At 71.0% G+C, this 16,732-nt stretch carries 15 protein-coding genes; 8 read left to right on the top strand and 7 right to left on the bottom strand.

The features are described 5' to 3' along the window. Positions 1–162 precede the first annotated feature (162 nt). Positions 163–951: a ferritin-like domain-containing protein gene (locus tag OG519_RS02000; protein WP_405577816.1), complete on the top strand. Its 789-nt coding sequence runs from the start codon at positions 163–165 to the stop codon at positions 949–951. After that, positions 948–1,787 (top strand): ferritin-like domain-containing protein, encoded by an 840-nt coding sequence (locus OG519_RS01995; RefSeq protein WP_405577814.1) that lies wholly within the window; start codon positions 948–950, stop codon positions 1,785–1,787. The genes OG519_RS02000 and OG519_RS01995 overlap by 4 nt, the downstream gene beginning before the upstream one ends. A 93-nt stretch (positions 1,788–1,880) precedes the next feature. Here OG519_RS01995 and OG519_RS01990 read toward each other — a convergent pair whose 3' ends face one another. Genes OG519_RS01990 through OG519_RS01980 form a run of 3 tightly spaced genes read right to left on the bottom strand, consistent with a single transcriptional unit; the run spans position 1,881 to position 4,605 of the window. Further along, the gene (locus tag OG519_RS01990; protein ID WP_405577812.1) at positions 1,881–2,897 is read right to left on the bottom strand and encodes an NAD(P)/FAD-dependent oxidoreductase; all 1,017 of its coding nucleotides are present in this window, start codon (positions 2,895–2,897) and stop codon (positions 1,881–1,883) included. Next, positions 2,894–3,460 carry an isoprenylcysteine carboxyl methyltransferase family protein gene (locus tag OG519_RS01985; RefSeq protein WP_405577810.1) on the bottom strand — a complete coding sequence of 189 codons (567 nt, stop codon included), beginning with the start codon at positions 3,458–3,460 and terminating at the stop codon, positions 2,894–2,896. The genes OG519_RS01990 and OG519_RS01985 overlap by 4 nt, the downstream gene beginning before the upstream one ends. A gap of 8 nt (positions 3,461–3,468) precedes the next feature. Further along, entirely contained in the window at positions 3,469–4,605 is a 1,137-nt protein-coding gene (locus OG519_RS01980) for a type III polyketide synthase (protein WP_405577808.1), read from the bottom strand. A gap of 198 nt (positions 4,606–4,803) precedes the next feature. Between OG519_RS01980 and OG519_RS01975 the strand changes: the two genes are divergently transcribed. Then, a complete protein-coding gene (locus tag OG519_RS01975; protein WP_405577806.1) occupies positions 4,804–5,694 on the top strand; it encodes a UbiA family prenyltransferase in 891 nt (296 codons plus the stop codon). Positions 5,695–5,747: 53 nt separating this feature from the next. Here OG519_RS01975 and OG519_RS01970 read toward each other — a convergent pair whose 3' ends face one another. Then, positions 5,748–7,184, bottom strand: coding sequence for a glucose-6-phosphate dehydrogenase (locus OG519_RS01970; protein ID WP_405577805.1), 1,437 nt, complete (start codon positions 7,182–7,184; stop codon positions 5,748–5,750). A gap of 56 nt (positions 7,185–7,240) precedes the next feature. Then, positions 7,241–7,555: an aldehyde dehydrogenase family protein gene (locus OG519_RS01965; protein ID WP_405577803.1), complete on the bottom strand. Its 315-nt coding sequence runs from the start codon at positions 7,553–7,555 to the stop codon at positions 7,241–7,243. A gap of 312 nt (positions 7,556–7,867) precedes the next feature. On the opposite strand from OG519_RS01965, the gene OG519_RS01960 reads away from it, so the two are divergent. The 3 genes from OG519_RS01960 to OG519_RS01950 all read left to right on the top strand — a co-directional run bounded on the left by OG519_RS01960 (position 7,868) and on the right by OG519_RS01950 (position 12,510). Continuing rightward, positions 7,868–9,415, top strand: coding sequence for a beta-N-acetylhexosaminidase (locus OG519_RS01960; RefSeq protein ID WP_405577801.1), 1,548 nt, complete (start codon positions 7,868–7,870; stop codon positions 9,413–9,415). Positions 9,416–9,562: 147 nt separating this feature from the next. After that, positions 9,563–10,075 (top strand): SRPBCC family protein, encoded by a 513-nt coding sequence (locus OG519_RS01955; RefSeq protein ID WP_405577799.1) that lies wholly within the window; start codon positions 9,563–9,565, stop codon positions 10,073–10,075. A 107-nt stretch (positions 10,076–10,182) separates the two neighbouring features. Beyond that, complete coding sequence (locus OG519_RS01950) at positions 10,183–12,510, top strand: FdhF/YdeP family oxidoreductase (RefSeq protein ID WP_405577797.1); 2,328 nt, start codon at positions 10,183–10,185, stop codon at positions 12,508–12,510. 54 nt (positions 12,511–12,564) lie between these two features. Here the strand turns inward: OG519_RS01950 and hypB are convergent, their stop codons facing one another. Together hypB and OG519_RS01940 are read right to left on the bottom strand one after the other, a co-directional pair. Then, entirely contained in the window at positions 12,565–13,284 is a 720-nt protein-coding gene (gene hypB, locus OG519_RS01945) for a hydrogenase nickel incorporation protein HypB (RefSeq protein ID WP_405577795.1), read from the bottom strand. 3 nt (positions 13,285–13,287) lie between these two features. Then, complete coding sequence (locus OG519_RS01940; RefSeq protein ID WP_405577793.1) at positions 13,288–13,617, bottom strand: hydrogenase maturation nickel metallochaperone HypA; 330 nt, start codon at positions 13,615–13,617, stop codon at positions 13,288–13,290. A gap of 233 nt (positions 13,618–13,850) precedes the next feature. On the opposite strand from OG519_RS01940, the gene OG519_RS01935 reads away from it, so the two are divergent. Both OG519_RS01935 and OG519_RS01930 read left to right on the top strand, forming a co-directional pair. After that, complete coding sequence (locus tag OG519_RS01935; protein WP_405577792.1) at positions 13,851–14,906, top strand: hydrogenase expression protein HypE; 1,056 nt, start codon at positions 13,851–13,853, stop codon at positions 14,904–14,906. Positions 14,907–14,940: 34 nt separating this feature from the next. Next, a complete protein-coding gene (locus OG519_RS01930; protein ID WP_405577790.1) occupies positions 14,941–16,731 on the top strand; it encodes a nickel-dependent hydrogenase large subunit in 1,791 nt (596 codons plus the stop codon). Position 16,732 lies beyond the last annotated feature (1 nt).

The following is a 16,732-nucleotide window of genomic DNA, read 5'->3' as shown; positions in this document are numbered from 1 at the left end:
CGACCGCTGTTCGGACGCCCCCCGATCGGCGGCCGCGTATTCGGCCGTCCCGGTGGACCTGACGGTCACCCAGCGCGTGCGGCCCGTCCGGGCACTGCGTAGTGGTGAACGTATTCCGGAGCGTCCGTCAAACCGAGCGGGCGCGCGGAGAGATGGGGCGTGATGGGCGTAGAGCGCATCGACACCCGACTGCTGGAACAACTGACCGAGCAGTCACAGGACTTGAACAGCGATGCCGTACGGATCACGGCGGACGCGCTGAAGGACTACGCCGAGACGCCGCCGTCGCCGTCGCGCCGATGGTGGCGGCGCGGCGGTGTCATGGCCGGGGCGGTGGGGGCCGGGGCGCTGCTGACCTCCGGACGGGCCGCCGCGGCGACGACCAACAACGACATCATGGCGCTCCAGACGGCGGCGTCGATCGAGAACCTGGCGGTGAGCGTCTACCGGACCGCCGCCGGGCTGTCGTTCATCAAGAACGGCAACAAGACGGTGGCGACCTTCATCAGCAAGACGATGGCCCAGCACCAGGCGCACGGCCTGGCGTTCAACGCGGCCGCGACCCAGGCGGGCGGCAAGGCGCAGCACGCACCCGACCCGAAGTACGCGGCGGTCGTCAAGCAGGCCCTGCCGTCCATCAAGACCCCGGCCGACGTGGTGAAGCTGGCGCTCACCCTGGAGGACGTGGCCGCCCAGACCTACACCAAGAACGTGAGCCAGGTGAGCAGTTCGACGCTACGCAGGCTCTTCGGCTCGGTCGCCCCGGTGGAAGCACAGCACCGCGCCACGCTGCTGACGGTGCAGGCGCTGCTCGCCGACAACATGGCCAACCTCATCGCCATCCCGACCGATGTCGCCAAACTGCCGGCCGAGATCGGCTCCGTCGGCATCCCCGACACCTTCTACCCGACCGTCAACGCCTCGCCGATCACTGAGGGGGCCGTGAAGTGACCGCGACGCACGACGGCTGGGAACTGCCGATCAGCGAGGAACAACTCGCCGGCCTGACCCGCGACATGGAGACCGCCCACTTCGAGACGCTGCCCGCCATGCGGGCCGGTGCGGTGGACCTCGCCGAGGAGATCCGCACCACGGGCGACGCCGCTCCCGGTGACGGCCCCCGTGACCCCGGCCGGCGCCGCTTCCTGCTCGGCGCGGGCGGAGTCGCCGCCGCCTTCGCGCTGGCCGGCTGCGGCGGCAGCGACACCTCGAGCGCCCCGATCACCGGCGCGGGCGCCAACTCGCCGTCCAGCAGCGGTTCGGCGAGCACCAACTCCAGCACGTACACGGGTGATCTGAAGGTCGTCGCCCTCGCGGTCGCCTTGGAGAACCAGGCCGTCGGTGCCTACAAGGCGGCCCTGGCCGCGGGCAAGGCCGGCAAGCTCGGCTCGGTGCCACCGGCGGTCTCCACCTTCATGACCACCGCGATGGCTCAGCACGCCGATCACGCCAAGGCCTGGAACGCGGTGCTCACCGCGGCGGGCAAGCCGGCGATCAGCAACGTCCCGCTCTCCAACCAGGCCAGTGTCACCAGCGCGCTCAACAGCGCGTCCAGTGTCGGCGCGGTCGCCCAACTCGCCCTGCAACTGGAGAACCAGGCCGCGCAGACGTATCTGTCCGCGCTCTCCAGCCTCACCGGCAAGGCCGGGATCGCGACCGCGGCCACCATCGCCCCGGTGGAGGCGATGCACGCGTCGATCCTGCACTTCGTGCTGGGCCAGTACCCGGTTCCGGACACCTTCCTGCCCACCGACAAGGCCGCCAACCCGGGGCTGCTGACCGTGTGAGCGACTGAACCGCACCGCACGAGGTGGCGGCCCGCCGATTCCCGGCGGGCCGCCCCTCGTTTCCGCGAGGGGCGCGGCCGGGGCGCGGGGGCGTCAGGCGAGCTGGTTGACGACCGTCGCGAAGAGCGCCGGGAAGCGCGCGGCCGTCGGCACGATCCGGGCCGCGCACCAGGGGTGGGCGCGCAGCCCGAGCAGTGAGCCGGTCAGCAGCCGGTAGCGCCGTGACACCTGGCGCCAGGCCCGGTCGTAGTCCTGCGGGCGGTCGGCCCGCACACAGCGGACGAGTTGCGCGGCGGCGCCGAGCGCCATCGCGATGCCCTCGCCGGTGAGCGCGTCGACGTAGCCGGCCGCGTCGCCGACCAGCAGCACCCGGCCGGCCACCCGCGACCGTACGCGCTGGCGCAGCGGTCCCGCGCCGCGGGTGGCGGTCACCGCGCCGGACGGCAGCCGGGCGGCCAGCCGGGGAAAGCGGGCGAGCTGTTCCTCGAAGGGGGCGCGGTCGCCGGTGAGGATCGCGACCCCGACCAACCCGGGCCCCACCGGGGTGACATAGGCCTCGGCCCGCGCCGACCAGTGCACCTCGACGCAGTCGCTCCACGGCGCCACGGCGAAGTGGCGGCGCAGTCCGTAGCGGGCCTGCCGCGGATCGCCGCGGACGCCGAGCCGCAGACCGCGCCGGATCGGCGAGTGCAGACCGTCCGCCGCCACCAGGTAGCGGGCGGTGACGCCGGCCGCGGTGACGCGGTCGGCGTCCTGGTGGAGCCGGTCCACCCGCAACGGCAGGATGGGCACGCCGAGTTCGGCGGTCCGGCGCAGCAGCGCGGCATGCAACTCGGTCCTGCGGACACCGCGCCCCGGCGAGGAGCGGAAGCGTGCCTCGGCCTCCACTCGGTCGTCCAGGTAGCGGATGCCGCGGAAGGGATGGCCCTCGACGGCGACACCGAGTCCGGTGAGCGCGCGGACGGCGGCCGGCATCAGCCCCTCGCCGCACGCCTTGTCCACCGGGCCCGGCCGCGGCTCCGCCACCACCACCCGCAAGCCGGCCCGCGCCGCGTGGATCGCGGTGGCCAGCCCGGCCGGGCCGCCGCCCGCGATGAGCAGGTCGATCACGAGGCCGCGACGGCCGCGCCCGGGGCCGCGCCGCCGGCCACCCCGGGGCACTCGGCCGTCGCCTCGCCCAGCGCGGCGTTCTCGCAGCGCAGCCGCACCGCGAGCAGCGGCAGGTCGGCGAGCGTGAAGCAGACCGCGGTGAGCCAGCAGCCGTGCACCAGCGGAAGCGCGGCGCCTTCGACGACGACCGCCAGGTAGTTGGGATGGCTCAGCAGACGGTACGGCCCGGCCGCCACCAGCGGCAGTCCGGGCACGACGATGACCCGGGTGTTCCAGCGCGGCCCGAGCGTACGGACGCACCACCAGCGCAGGGCCTGGGCGGCCAGCGCGAGGGCGAGCATCGGCCAGCCCAGGGCGGGCAGGAACGGCCGGTGCGCCCAGTGCGCCTCGGCGAGGCAGCCGGCCAGCAGCCCGGTGTGCAGCAGGACCATCACCGGGTAGTGGCCCCGGCCGGACTCCGTGCCGCCCTGCCGCAGGCTCCAGCGGGCGTTGCGCCGGGCGGTGGCGAGTTCGGCGAGCCGTTCGGCGGCCACGAGCGCGATGAGCAGGGTGTAGGGGGACATCAGCGGGCCTACCAGCGGAGGAGGACGAGTTCGGAGCAGAACCCCGGGCCCATCGCGAGCAGCAGCCCGTAGGTCCCGGTCAGCGGGCGACGCAGCGCCAGGGTGTCGCGCAGGATGTGGAGGACGGAGGCGGAGGAGAGGTTGCCGACCTCGGCGAGCGAACGCCAGGTCAGCTCCAGGGCGCGGGCCGGGAGATCGAGGGCGTCCCGGACCGCTTCGAGCACCTTCGGGCCGCCGGGGTGGCAGATCCAGGCCGTCACGTCCTGCGGCTTGAGGTCGTGTTCGGCGAGGAACGTGCGGACCTCGGTGCCCAGATGCCGCCGTACCAGCTCGGGCAGTTCGCCGTCGAGCACGATCTGGAAGCCGCGGTCGCCGATGTTCCAGCCCAGCAGGTGCTCGGTGTCCGGGTAGAGGTGGCTGCGGGTGGCCACCACGGTCGGGCCGCCGAGGTTGCCTCTCCGGGCGGCGCCGCTGCCGTCGTTGTCGTTCCGGTCGCTGTCACTGTCGCCTTCTTCGTCGTCCCCGCGGCCGCCCGGGTGGTCCCGCCCCACCGCGACGACCGCCGCCGCGCCGTCCCCGAACAGCGAGCCGGCCACCAGGTTGGCGAACGAGGAGTCGGCGGGCTGCAAGGTCAGCGAGCACAGTTCCACCGACAGCAGCACCGCCACACCGTCCGGCCGGCCGGCCAGGAAGTCGTGCAGCCGGGCGATCCCGGCGGCCCCGGCCACACAGCCGAGCCCGAACATCGGTACCCGCCGCACATCCGGGCGCATGCCCAGCCGCGTCGCCAACCGGGCGTCGATCGAGGGCGCGGCAATACCCGTCACCGAGGTGAAGATCACCAGATCCACCTCGGCCGGGCGCACCCCCGCCTCGTCGAGCGCGGCGGTCACCGCCCGCTCACCGAGCTCCATGGCCACCTCGATGAAGGTGTCGTTGGCCTCCCCGAAGCCGCTCATCGCGACGCAGCGCGCCAGCGGCACCGCCAGCCGGCGGGACCGGACCGTGGAGGCGGCGTGCAGCCGGTCGAGCAGCTCGCGCTCCTCCTCCCGCACCAGCCCTATGGCCACCAGCGCGTCCCTGATCTCGTGCTGTTCGTACCGATACGGCGGGAGCACTCCGTGAACGGCGGCGATTCGGGTCATTTCGCCAGCATAGGCCCGCAACCGTATGAAACCTCCGGATGAGGGCGCGTCAGCACCCGGTGTCACAACCGGTCGTGCCGATCCGCCCGAGGTACCCGGCGGCGGCCCGGGCCGCGACCCAACCGCCCCGCGCCGCGGGGTATCCGCTCCCGCGCGCTGATCCACCGACCGGGACGCGGCAGCGCTTAGCATCACGACGTGTCCAGCACCCCGGCCCCTCCCGCCCCGGCGCCGGAGGCGCTGACGCCGCCCCGACCGGCCCGCCCGGTGGCCGGCCTGCTGCGGGCCTGTCATCCGGAGCCCACCGTCGCGGTCACCGCGCTGATCACCGCGCTGGCGGCGGCCTCGGGGCGCGGCCGGCTCGCCTGCCTGCTGATCGCCGCCGCGGTGTTCACCGGCCAGCTCTCGGTCGGCTGGAGCAACGACCGGATCGACCTCCAGTCGGACCGGGCGGCGGGCCGCCACGACAAGCCGCTGCCGTCCGGCGCGCTGCGGCCGGTCACCGTGTCGGTCGCGGCCGGCTGCGCGCTGCTCCTGTGCGTACCGCTGTCGCTGGCCACCGGTTCCGTGCCGGCCGGCGCCGCCCACCTGACCGGAGTCGCCGCGGCGTGGGCGTACAACTTCGGCGTCAAGGGGACCGTCCTGTCCTGGCTGCCCTACGCCCTGGCCTTCGGGCTGCTGCCGGCCTTCATCACCCTGGGACTGCCGGGCCGGCCCTTGCCGCCGCTCTGGTCGATGGCCGCCGGCGCGCTGCTCGGCGTGGGCGCGCACGTCACCAACGTGCTGCCCGACATCGACTCCGACCTCGCGGCCGGCATCCGTGGCCTGCCACAACGGCTGGGCAGGCGCCGGAGCAGAAGCCTGGCCCCCGTGCCGCTCGTGGCCGCCTCGGTGGTCCTCGTCTTCGGTCCGCCCGGCCCGGCCGGGCCCGCCGGGTGGACCGCGCTGGCCGTCACCGGCGGACTGGCCGTGGCCACCGTCCTCCCGGCGCGGGCCGGCTCGCACAGCCGGCGCCCGTTCCTCGCGACCCTGGCGATGGCCGTGACCGCGGTGGCGCTGCTCGTGCTGCACGGCGCCGCGCTGGCCTGAGATCGGGCGCACCGGCCGGTCGGCCCGTCACCCCGCGGGCAGGCCCGGCCCGGTCACCCCTCCTGCGGCGGCAACCAGGGGTCCTGCCACGGCGGATGCCCCGCCACCAGGGAGTGCGCCGCGGCCGGCCCCCAACTGCCCTGCTCGTAGGGCTGCACCGGAGTGGGGTGGTCGAGCAGCGGCTGGACGATCCGCCAGGTCTCCTCGACGCTGTCCTCCCGGGCGAAAAGCTGCGGATCGCCGATCATGGCGGCGTAGAGCAGCCGCTCGTACGGCTCGCGCGGCTTGCCCAGCTCCTCGGCGAAGGGGGTGTCGAGATGGACCGGGTGCCAGGTGTCCCCGGCATGTCCGGCGAGCTGCATCCGCAGACCGGGTTTCTTGTCGATACGCACCACGATCTGGTTCCGCTCCACCTGGTGGGAGGTGTGCAGGAAGGACAGGGTGGGCGTGCGGTGCAGGAGCAGCCGGACCTCGGTGACGGTCTCCGGCATGGCCTTGCCCGCCCGCAGGAAGACGGGGACGCCGGACCACCGCCAGTTGTCGATCTCCAGCCGCAGGGCGACGAAGGTCTCGGTGGCCGACTCCCCGGCCACGCCGGGCACATCGAGATACCCCTGGTACTGGCCGCGCACGCAGCGCTTGGGGTCGATCGGCGGGATGGACCGGAAGAGCTCGGCCTTCTTGTCACGCAGGTCGTCGGCGTCCGCGCCGACCGGGGGCTCCATGGCGACCAGCGCCAGCACCTGGAGCAGATGGTTCTGCACCACGTCGCGCAGCGCGCCGACGGCGTCGTAGAAGGAGCCGCGGTCCGCCACGCCGAAGTTCTCCGCCATGGTGATGTGGATGGCGGACACGCTCCTGCGGTCCCACACGTCGGCCATCGCGAGGTTGGCGAACCGCAGATACTCCAACTGGATGACCGGCTCCTTGCCGAGGAAGTGGTCGACCCGGAGGATCTGGTCCTCCCGGAGCACCTTGCGCAAGCGGGCGTTGAGTTCGCGGGCGGACGCCAGATCGTGCCCGAAGGGTTTCTCGACGGCGACCCGGGCGTTGCGCAGCAGGTCCGCGGCGGCGAGGTGCTCGACGATCGGCGCGAAGAGGAAGGGCGGCATCTCCAGGTAGAACAGCGGCCTGCTGTCGCGGTCGATCATCCGGCCGAGCTCCTCGTAGAGCGCGTCGCCGGTGACATCGCCCCGCAGATACGTCAGCCGCCGGGCGAACCGGTCGAACACCCGCTCGTCGAGATCCTCGCCGCCCTCGGTGATCGCCTGCCGGGCGCGGTCCACGAGGTCCTGCCGGGACCAGTCGGCGCCGGCGATCCCGATGATCGGGCAGCCGAGCATCTTCCGGCGCTCCAGGCGGTAGAGCGCGCTGAAGGTCATCTTGCGGGCCAGATCCCCGGAGATGCCGAAGATCACCATCAGGTCGGCGGTGCCGCCGGCGCCGCCCCGCGGGGTCTCGTTCTTCGTACCGGTCGCATCGCTCGCCATGGCCATGTCCCACCTCCGGGATCAGCAGGACCCGGTTCGGCCGCGGAGCCCGGCCGTCACAGCTCGTCCTCCTCCTCACCACAGCACACCCTGGGCCCGGCGGCTACCACACGCACCTGACGGTGCGGGCCGGGGCCCGGCAATACGGCCGAATGGTCGCAGTCCCGGCCGTCCCGGCCGGCGCTGGATCGCCTGACGGCGAGCACCGGACCGAAGCTCTCCTCCCGCGCGATGACGGAGGCGTGGCCGACGTCGGCGACGACAGTGGGCCTGACGCGCCGGTCTCCAGACCCGCCGACTGCCGGGTGGTCTGCCGCCCCGGGGGCGGTCGGAAGGGGCCGCGACCGGCAGCCGCGCTGTAGCGGGCCCACCGGCGGCCCGGGACCGCTAGTGTCTGCACCACTTCCTCCCGGCCCCAGTCGGTTCTTCCCACGGGCCGACTCCGCCCTGACCGGTCAGCCGGCGCCCGATCCCGCGGCGCCGGCCCGGCGCCGGCGGTTCGGGACGGCGCACCCCAAGATCGGCAGAGCGACAAGGTGACCATGAGACGATTATCCGGAACCGGCGGCATACCCCTTGAAGCCGCTGAACCCGCTGCACCCGCCCGGTTCGGGCCGCGTGCGGCGCGTCGACCGGGCGCGGCACGCGGACGGCGCGGACCGCGCGCGTCGCGCGGGCTGCGGGTGCTGCTCACGCTGGTGACCGCGGCCGGCCTGGCCGGCGTCTTCGGTGTCACCGGCCAGGCCGCGGCGGCCACCACCATCCCCAACACCGTGGTGCCCGTGCCGGTGAGCGAGACCGCCAACGGGCAGACCTTCACCCTGGCGTCCTCGGCGACCATCAGCTCCGCCGACGCCAACGTCGGCGGCTATCTGGCCGGTGTGCTGCGCGCCTCCACCGGATACGCGCTGCCGCTGACCGTCGGCTCGGGCAGCGGCGGCACCGTCTCCCTCCAGCTCTCCGGCGCGCCGACCGGCACCGGGACCGAGGGCTACCAACTCACCACGACCACCAGTGGGGTGGTGATCCGCGCCAACCAGAGCGCCGGACTCTTCCACGGAGTCCAGACGCTGCTGCAACTCCTGCCGCCCGCGGTGATGAGCAGCACGGCGCAGAGCGGTCCGTGGACCGTCCCCGGCGGGACCGTGCTGGACTACCCCCGCTATGCCTACCGCGGCGCCATGCTCGACGTCGCCCGCCACTTCTTCACCGTGGCCCAGGTCAAGCGCTACATCGACGAGTTGTCGCTGTACAAGGTCAACTACCTGCATATGCACCTGTCGGACGACCAGGGCTGGCGGATCGCCATCAACAGTTGGCCCAACCTGGCCACGCACGGCGGCAGTACGCAGGTCGGCGGCGGCGCCGGCGGCTACTACACCCAGGCCGACTACAGCGCGATCGTGGCCTACGCGACGGCCCACTACATCACGGTCGTCCCGGAGTTGGACATGCCGGGGCACACCAACGCGGCGCTCTCCTCCTACGCCCAGCTCAACTGCAACGGCGTGGCGCCCGCCCTCTACACCGGCACCAGCGTCGGGTTCAGCTCGCTGTGCGTGGCGCTGCCCGTGACCTACACCTTCATCGACCAGGTGGTCGGCGAACTGGCCGCGCTCACCCCCGGCCCGTATCTCAACATCGGCGGCGACGAGGCGAGTTCGACCCCGGCCGCCGACTACGCCACCTTCGTCAACCATGTCCAGCAGATCGTCGCGTCGCACGGCAAGACCGTGGTGGGCTGGCACGACATCACCCACGCCACGCCGTTGCCGTCGACCGTCGCCCAGTTCTGGGGCACGGGCACCACGGACTCCGCCACGGCGGCCGCCGCCGCCAACGGCACCAAGGTCATCATGTCCCCCGCGAACCGGGCGTACCTCGACATGAAGTACACCAACTCGACCCCGCTCGGGCAGACCTGGGCGGGCCTCATCGAGGTGAACAAGGCGTACGACTGGAACCCGGGCGCGTATCTGAGCGGCGTCGGCGAGTCGTCGGTACTCGGGGTGGAGGCCCCGCTGTGGACCGAGACGATCGTCACCTCGGCCAATATCGACTACATGGCCTTCCCGAGGCTCCCGGCCCTCGCCGAACTCGGCTGGTCGCCGCAGAGCACACACAGCGTCTCCGCCTTCGACCAGCGGGTGGGCGCCCAGGGGCCGCGATGGAAGGCGATGGGCGTCGGCTACTTCCACTCGACGCAGATCACCTGGCCGACCGGCTCCTGACCCGGCCGCAGGCCCCACCGCCAGAGCCGTTCCCCGGCGCCGGCCCTGCCCTGACCACCGGGCGGGGGCGGCGCCCCGGGAACCGCCGCCACCCGGTTGGCCGGGTGGCCGGGCGCCGCGCCGCGGTCGTCCCTAGGCTGCGTATTCATGACCATCATCGAGGAGTCCGTCGATGTCCGGGTTCCGGTCCGGATGGCGTACAACCAGTGGACGCAGTTCGAGAGCTTCCCCCGGTTCATGGACGGTGTGCTGCGGGTCGACCGGCCGAAGTCGACGCTGACCCACTGGGTGACCCGGCACTGCGGGGTGACCCGCGAGTTCGACGCGGAGATCGTGGCGCAGACCCCCGACGAGCGGGTCGCCTGGCGCGGCCTGGGGACGGCCCGGCATTCGGGGACGGTCACCTTCCAGTCGTTCGGCGACGAAAGGACGCGGGTGACGCTGCGGGTCGACTTCACGCCGCGCGGCGTCGTGGGATGGCTCATGGTCCTCACCGGCGCGATCCGCCGGCGGGTGCGCGGCAACCTGCGGTGTTTCAAGCTGTTCATCGAGGGGCAGGGCCGGGAGACCGGCGCGTGGCGCGGGGTGATCAGCGAGAGCCGGGTGCGGCCGGATTCGGGGCAGGATCCGCCGCATGTCCCCGATTGGCCGAGTGGCTGACACCCGAGCGCCTGATTTCGGGTACGCCCATACGGTGATGACGGCGATGACGGTGATGACGGCGATGACCATGGCGACGAAGGCGATGACGGCGAGAGGCTGAGCGGATGAAGAAGCCACCGACCGCGGACCAGGCTGGGGAACCGACCGGCGACAAAGCCGAGATCACCCCGCCCAAGACCTGGGCGGCCGGTGTTCCCGCGGTGGCCCACGCGCTCACCTACTCGCTGACCGAGACCTCCGGTGTGCGGACCGCGCGGACGCTGCTCAGCCTCAACCAGACCAGCGGCATCGACTGCCCCGGCTGCGCCTGGCCGGACCCCGAGCCCGGCCACCGGCACAAGAACGAGTACTGCGAGAACGGCGCCAAACACGTCAACGACGAGGCGACCACACGGCTGATCACCGCCGACTTCTTCCGTACGTACTCGGTCGCCGAACTGGGCCGCGCCTCCGACCAGTGGCTCAACCAGCAGGGCCGGCTCACCGAACCCATGGTCAAGCGCCCCGGCTCCGACCACTACGAACCGGTGAGCTGGCACGACGCGCTCGGGCTGATCGCGGACGAGCTGAAGGACCTGGACTCGCCGGACGAGGCCGTCTTCTACACCTCGGGGCGGGCGAGCAACGAGGCCGCCTTCGTGCTCCAGCTCTTCGCCCGGGTCTTCGGCACCAACAACCTGCCCGACTGCTCCAACATGTGCCACGAGTCGAGCGGCGCCGCGCTGCACGAGACGCTGGGCGTCGGGAAGGGCAATGTCAGCCTGACCGACCTCTACGACGCCGATCTGATCATCACCCTGGGACAGAATCCGGGCAGCAACCATCCGCGGATGCTCTCGGCGCTTGAGGAGAACAAACGCCGGGGCGGCCGGATCGTCGCGGTCAACCCGCTGCCGGAGGCCGGGCTGCTGCGGTTCAGGAACCCGCAGAAGCCGCGCGGTGTCATCGGCCGCGGCATCGCGATCGCCGACGACTTCCTGCAGATCCGGCTCGGCGGCGACCTGGCCCTCTTCCAGGCGGTGAACCTGCTGCTCCTGGAGGCGGAGGAGAACGCGCCGGGCGCCGTCCTCGACCGGTCCTTCATCGACTCCCACACCCATGGGTTCGCCGACTTCGCCGACCACATCAGGGCGACGGTCCGCTGGCCGGACGTGCTGGCCGCCACCGGGCTGACCCGGCGGCAGATCGAGCGGCTGCGCGATCTGATCCTCGGCAGCGAACGGGTCGTCATCTGCTGGGCGATGGGACTGACCCAGCACAAGCACGCCGTACCGACCATCCGCGAGCTGGTGAACACCCTGCTGATGCGGGGAAACATCGGCAAGCACGGCTCGGGCGTCTGCCCGGTGCGCGGCCACAGCAATGTGCAGGGCGACCGCACGATGGGGATCTGGGAGCAGATGCCCCAGCGGTTCATGGCCGATCTCGGCCGGGAGTTCTCCTTCACCCCGCCGGCGGCGCACGGCCTGGACACCGTGGACTCGATCAGGGCGATGCGCGACGGCCGGATCAAGGTCTTCCTCGGTCTGGCCGGCAACTTCGTCCGGGCCACCCCCGACAGCCGGGTCACCGAGGAAGCGGTACGGCGCTGCCGGCTCACCGCGCACATCTCCACCAAGCTCAACCGCTCGCACACGGTCTGCGGCCGGACGGCGCTGATCCTGCCGACGCTCGGCCGCAGCGAACGGGACATCCAAAGCGGCGGCGAGCAGTTCGTCACCGTCGAGGACTCGATGAGCATGGTGCACACCTCCCACGGCCGCGTCGAGCCCGTCTCCAAGCAGTTGCTCAGCGAGGTGGCGATCCTCTGCCGGCTGGCCCGCCGGACGGTCGGCGACCGGGTGCCGGTGCCCTGGGACCGGTTCGAGGCGGACTACGGCTCGCTGCGCGACCGGATCGCCCGGGTCGTGCCGGGCTTCGAGAACTTCAACGTCAGGGCGGCGAAGCCGGGCGGTTTCCCGCTCGCCAACCCGGTGAACGAGGGAGTCTTCGCGACGCCCAGCGGCAAGGCCGAGTTCAGCCGCAACGACTTCGCGATGCTGAGCGCCCCCGCCGGGCATCTCATCCTCCAGTCGATCCGCTCGCACGACCAGTGGAACACCGTCCCGTACACCAACAACGACCGCTATCGCGGCATCCACGGTTCGCGCCGCGTCGTCCTGGTCAACGCCGCCGATCTCGAGCGGCTCGGCCGCTCCGACGGCGAGCGGGTCGACCTGGTGAGCGTCTGGTCCGACGGCGCCGAGCGGCGCGCGGCGGACTTCCGGCTGGTCGCCTATCCCACCGCCCTCGGCTGCGCCGCCGCCTACTACCCCGAGATCAACGTCCTGGTGCCGCTGGACAGCGTGGCCGCGATCAGCAACACCCCGACCTCGAAGGGGATCACCGTACGCCTGGAACCACTGCGCGCGGCGGCGCCCGCCGCCGGGTGAGCGGGGGCGCCGGGTGAGCGGTGGGCGCGGGCTGAACTGCGGGCGCCGGTCGAGTCAGTCCTGTGCGGCCACCCACGCGTACCAGCGGTCCATCCCGGTGCCGGCGGTCGCGGACACCGTGAGAACCCCGACGTCCGGGTTGACCGAGCGGGCGTACTTCTCGCACAGGTCGACGTCGAAATCGACATAGGGCAGCAGATCGACCTTGTTGATGACGATCAGGTCGGCGGCGGCGAACATATACGGGTATTTCAGGGGCTTGTCGGTGCCCTCGGTGACCGAGATGATCACCACCCTGCTGTGCTCGCCGAGGTCGAACATCGCCGGGCAGACCAGATTGCCGACGTTTTCCACCAGGATCAGCGCGCCGCTCACCGGGGACAGCTCGGTCAGCGCGCCGCGCATCATCTCCGCGTCGAGATGGCACCCGGCGCCGGTGTTCACCTGGACCACCGCGCAGCCGGCCCGTCTGATCCGGTCGGCGTCGAGCATCGTCTCCTGGTCGCCCTCGACGACCGCCACCGGTCGCCGGCCGGAAAGCTCGCCGACGGTGCGTTCGAGCAGGGTGGTCTTGCCGGCACCCGGCGAGCTCATCAGATTCACCGCCGTGACGGACCGGGCGGCGAGCCAGGCCCGATTGCGCTCCGCGAGCGTCTCGTTCTTGGCCAGCACCCGCTGTTCGAGCGTGACGGTGCCGCCGTGCTCCGCCGGGTGGAGGTGCTCATGCGCGTGTCCGCCGTCGTCCGCTCCGCCGCAACCGCAGCTACCGCACATACCTCAGCCCACTTTCATGGAGATGATCTGGAGTTCCCGCCCCGAGGTGATGGCCACGTCCGCACTGCCGCAGGGACAGAGCAGCACCAGGTCCTTCAGGGTGAAATCGGCGGCGCACGAGCGGCAGTGTCCACCGCCCGGCGGCTGCTCGATGTCGAGCGTGGCGCCCTGCGCGACCGTCCCGTCGGTGATCAGGTCGAAGCAGAATCGCATGGAGTCGGCCACCACCGCGGTCAGCGCGCCGACCCGCAGTCTGACCGAATGTACCGGGCGGCCCGCGGCGCGTTCGCACACCGCGTCGACAACGCTCTGGGTGATCGACAGTTCGTGCATCGCCGCCTCCTTCTCCGGCCGCCACCTGAATGGGCCATTTCGCGCTTTCGGCAAACCCGGCTGTTCCGGCGGAAGACGGCGAACGATGGCGAACGATGTGCGGATTCCCGTGTTGACAGGCATCTTGAGCGGAGTCTAGATGGTAGCAATGTGAGCGACACCACAGGTGCGGGGCGAAAGTCGTTCGCTACGACGCAAGGGATCGGTCAACGGCCCCGGAAGGCGGCACCGCTATGCCGACAGAACAAGCAGTCACAGCTGAAGACACCCTGATCCATGTGCTGTGGATCAATGCCGGCCTGAGCTGCGACGGCGATTCGGTGGCGCTGACCGCCGCGACTCAGCCGAGCATCGAGGAGATCGCGCTCGGCGCGCTGCCCGGCCTGCCGAAAATCGCCGTGCACTGGCCGCTCATCGATTTCGAATGCGGACCCAACGGCGGCGCCGACGACTTCCTCGAATGGTTCTTCAAGGCGGACCGGGGCGAGCTCGATCCCTTCGTCCTGGTGGTCGAGGGATCGATCCCCAACGAGAAGCTGCACGGCGACGGCTACTGGTGCGGCTTCGGCAACGATCCGGCCACCGGACAGCCGATGACCACCAGCGAGTGGCTGGACCGGCTGGCGCCCAAGGCCACCGCGATCGTCGCCGCCGGCACCTGCGCGACCTACGGCGGTATCCACGCCATGGCGGGCAATCCGACCGGCGCCATGGGCGTGCCCGACTATCTGGGCTGGGAGTGGAAGTCCAAGGCGGGCATTCCCATCGTCAACGTGCCGGGCTGCCCGATCCAGCCGGACAACCTCTCCGAGACGCTCACCTATCTGCTCTACATGGCGACCGACCAGGCGCCCATGATCCCGCTGGACGAGGCGCTGCGGCCGAGCTGGCTCTTCGGCCAGACGGTGCACGAGGGCTGCGACCGCGCCGGCTATTACGAGCAGGCCGACTTCGCCACCGAATACGGCTCGCCCAAGTGCATCGTCAAACTGGGCTGCTGGGGCCCGGCCGTCAAATGCAATGTGCCCAAGCGCGGCTGGATGAACGGAATCGGCGGCTGCCCCAACGTCGGCGGGATCTGTATCGGCTGCACCATGCCCGGATTCCCGGACAAGTTCATGCCCTTCATGGACGAGCCGCCCGGCGGAAAGCTCTCCACCAACTCCGCCAAGGCGTACGGATCGACCATGCGCCGGCTGCGGCAGATCACCACCCACACCCTCGACCGGGAGCCGAAATGGCGCCGGCCGGGCAATACCCTCACGACCGGTGCCACCCGCACCTGGTGACCCACCGCGACACAAGGAAAGATGAGGCGGCGCAATGACGGCGACGCGGAGCAGGGGTGGCGGCCGCACGCAGGGCAAAGACGAACTGGTGGAGATGGCGTGGGACCCCATCACCCGTATCGTCGGCAGCCTGGGCATCTACACGAAGATCGACTTCAAGCAGCGTGTGGTGGCCGAGTGCCACAGCACCAGCTCGATCTTCCGCGGCTATTCGGTCTTCATGAAGGGCAAGGACCCGCGCGACGCCCACTTCATCACCAGCCGGATCTGCGGTATCTGCGGTGACAACCACGCCACCTGTTCCTGTTACGCGCAGAACATGGCCTATGGGGTCAAGCCGCCGCACCTCGGCGAATGGATCGTCAACCTCGGCGAGGCCGCCGAGTACATGTTCGATCACAATATCTTCCAGGAGAACCTGGTCGGGGTCGACTACTGCGAGAAGATGGTCGCCGAGACCAATCCCGGAGTGCTCGAAAAGGCCAACCGGACCCCCTCCCCGCACGGCGACGACCATGGCTACAAGACCATCGGCGACATCATGCGCTCGCTGAACCCCTTCACCGGCGAGTTCTACCGCGAGGCGCTCCAGGTGAGCCGGCTGACCCGGGAGATGTTCTGCCTGATGGAGGGCCGGCACGTGCACCCCTCCACGCTCTACCCCGGCGGTGTGGGCACGGTCGCGACCATCCAGCTCATGACGGACTACATCACCCGGCTCCAGCGCTATGTCGAGTTCATGAAGAAGGTCGTGCCGATGCACGACGACCTCTTCGACTTCTTCTACGAGGCGCTGCCCGGCTACGAGATGGTCGGCAACCGGCGGGTCCTGCTCGGCTGCTGGGGCTCCTTCCAGGACCCCGAGCACTGCAACTTCGAGTACAAGGACATGACCGACTGGGGCCGGAAGATGTATGTGACCCCCGGCGTGGTCGTCGACGGGAAACTCGTCACCACCGACCTGGTCAAGATCAACCTGGGGATCCGCGTCCTGCTCGGCTCGTCGTACTACGGCGACTGGGAGGACCAGGAGATGTTCGTGACCCACGACCCGCTCGGCAACCCGGTCGACCGGCGGCACCCGTGGAACCAGCACACCAACCCGCGCCCGCAGAAGCGCGACATGGACGGCAAATACAGCTGGGTCATGTCGCCCCGGTGGTTCGACGGCAAGGACTACCTCGCCCTCGACACCGGCGGCGGCCCGCTGGCCCGGCTGTGGACCACCGCGCTGGCCGGCCTGGTCGACATCGGCTACATCAAAGCCACCGGACACAGCGTCCAGATCAACCTCCCCAAGACCGCGCTCAAGGGCCCGGTCGAGCTGGAGTGGCGCATCCCGCAGTGGAGCAACACCATCGAGCGCAACCGGGCCCGTACCTACTTCCAGGCGTACGCGGCGGCCTGCGCGCTGCACTTCGCGGAGAAGGCACTGGTGGAGATCCGGGCCGGCCGGACCAAGACCTGGGAGACCTTCGAGGTCCCCGAGGAAGGTGTCGGCTGCGGCTTCACCGAGGCGGTGCGCGGCGTCCTGTCGCACCACATGGTGATCCGGGACGGCAAGATCGCCAACTACCACCCCTATCCGCCCACTCCGTGGAACGCGAGCCCCCGCGACAGCTACGGGACGCCGGGCCCCTACGAGGACGCGGTGCAGGGCCAGCCGATCTTCGAGGAGAACGACCGGGAGCACTTCAAGGGCATCGACATCATGCGCACGGTCCGGAGCTTCGACCCCTGCCTGCCCTGCGGTGTGCACATGTATCTCGGCGAGGGCAAGAAGCTCGAACTGCTCCACTCCCCGACCCAGTCCGCGGGTGCGTGAC

The sequence above is a fragment of the Streptomyces sp. NBC_01190 genome, from assembly GCF_045039895.1.
GTDB lineage: Bacteria > Actinomycetota > Actinomycetes > Streptomycetales > Streptomycetaceae > Actinacidiphila.
Note: the sequence above shows the minus strand (reverse complement) of the source record. Positions and strands in the feature narration are given on the sequence as shown.

Excerpts from the sequence above, each read along its gene's own strand:
- OG519_RS02000 (WP_405577816.1), top strand. The coding sequence starts at position 163 with ATGGGCGTAGAGCGCATCGACACCCGACTGCTGGAACAACTGACCGAG.
- OG519_RS01985 (WP_405577810.1), bottom strand. The coding sequence starts at position 3,460 with ATGTCCCCCTACACCCTGCTCATCGCGCTCGTGGCCGCCGAACGGCTC.
- OG519_RS01980 (WP_405577808.1), bottom strand. The coding sequence starts at position 4,605 with ATGACCCGAATCGCCGCCGTTCACGGAGTGCTCCCGCCGTATCGGTAC.
- OG519_RS01970 (WP_405577805.1), bottom strand. The coding sequence starts at position 7,184 with ATGGCGAGCGATGCGACCGGTACGAAGAACGAGACCCCGCGGGGCGGC.
- OG519_RS01955 (WP_405577799.1), top strand. The coding sequence starts at position 9,563 with ATGACCATCATCGAGGAGTCCGTCGATGTCCGGGTTCCGGTCCGGATG.
- OG519_RS01950 (WP_405577797.1), top strand. The coding sequence starts at position 10,183 with ATGAAGAAGCCACCGACCGCGGACCAGGCTGGGGAACCGACCGGCGAC.
- hypB (WP_405577795.1), bottom strand. The coding sequence starts at position 13,284 with ATGTGCGGTAGCTGCGGTTGCGGCGGAGCGGACGACGGCGGACACGCG.
- OG519_RS01940 (WP_405577793.1), bottom strand. The coding sequence starts at position 13,617 with ATGCACGAACTGTCGATCACCCAGAGCGTTGTCGACGCGGTGTGCGAA.
- OG519_RS01935 (WP_405577792.1), top strand. The coding sequence starts at position 13,851 with ATGCCGACAGAACAAGCAGTCACAGCTGAAGACACCCTGATCCATGTG.
- OG519_RS01930 (WP_405577790.1), top strand. The coding sequence starts at position 14,941 with ATGACGGCGACGCGGAGCAGGGGTGGCGGCCGCACGCAGGGCAAAGAC.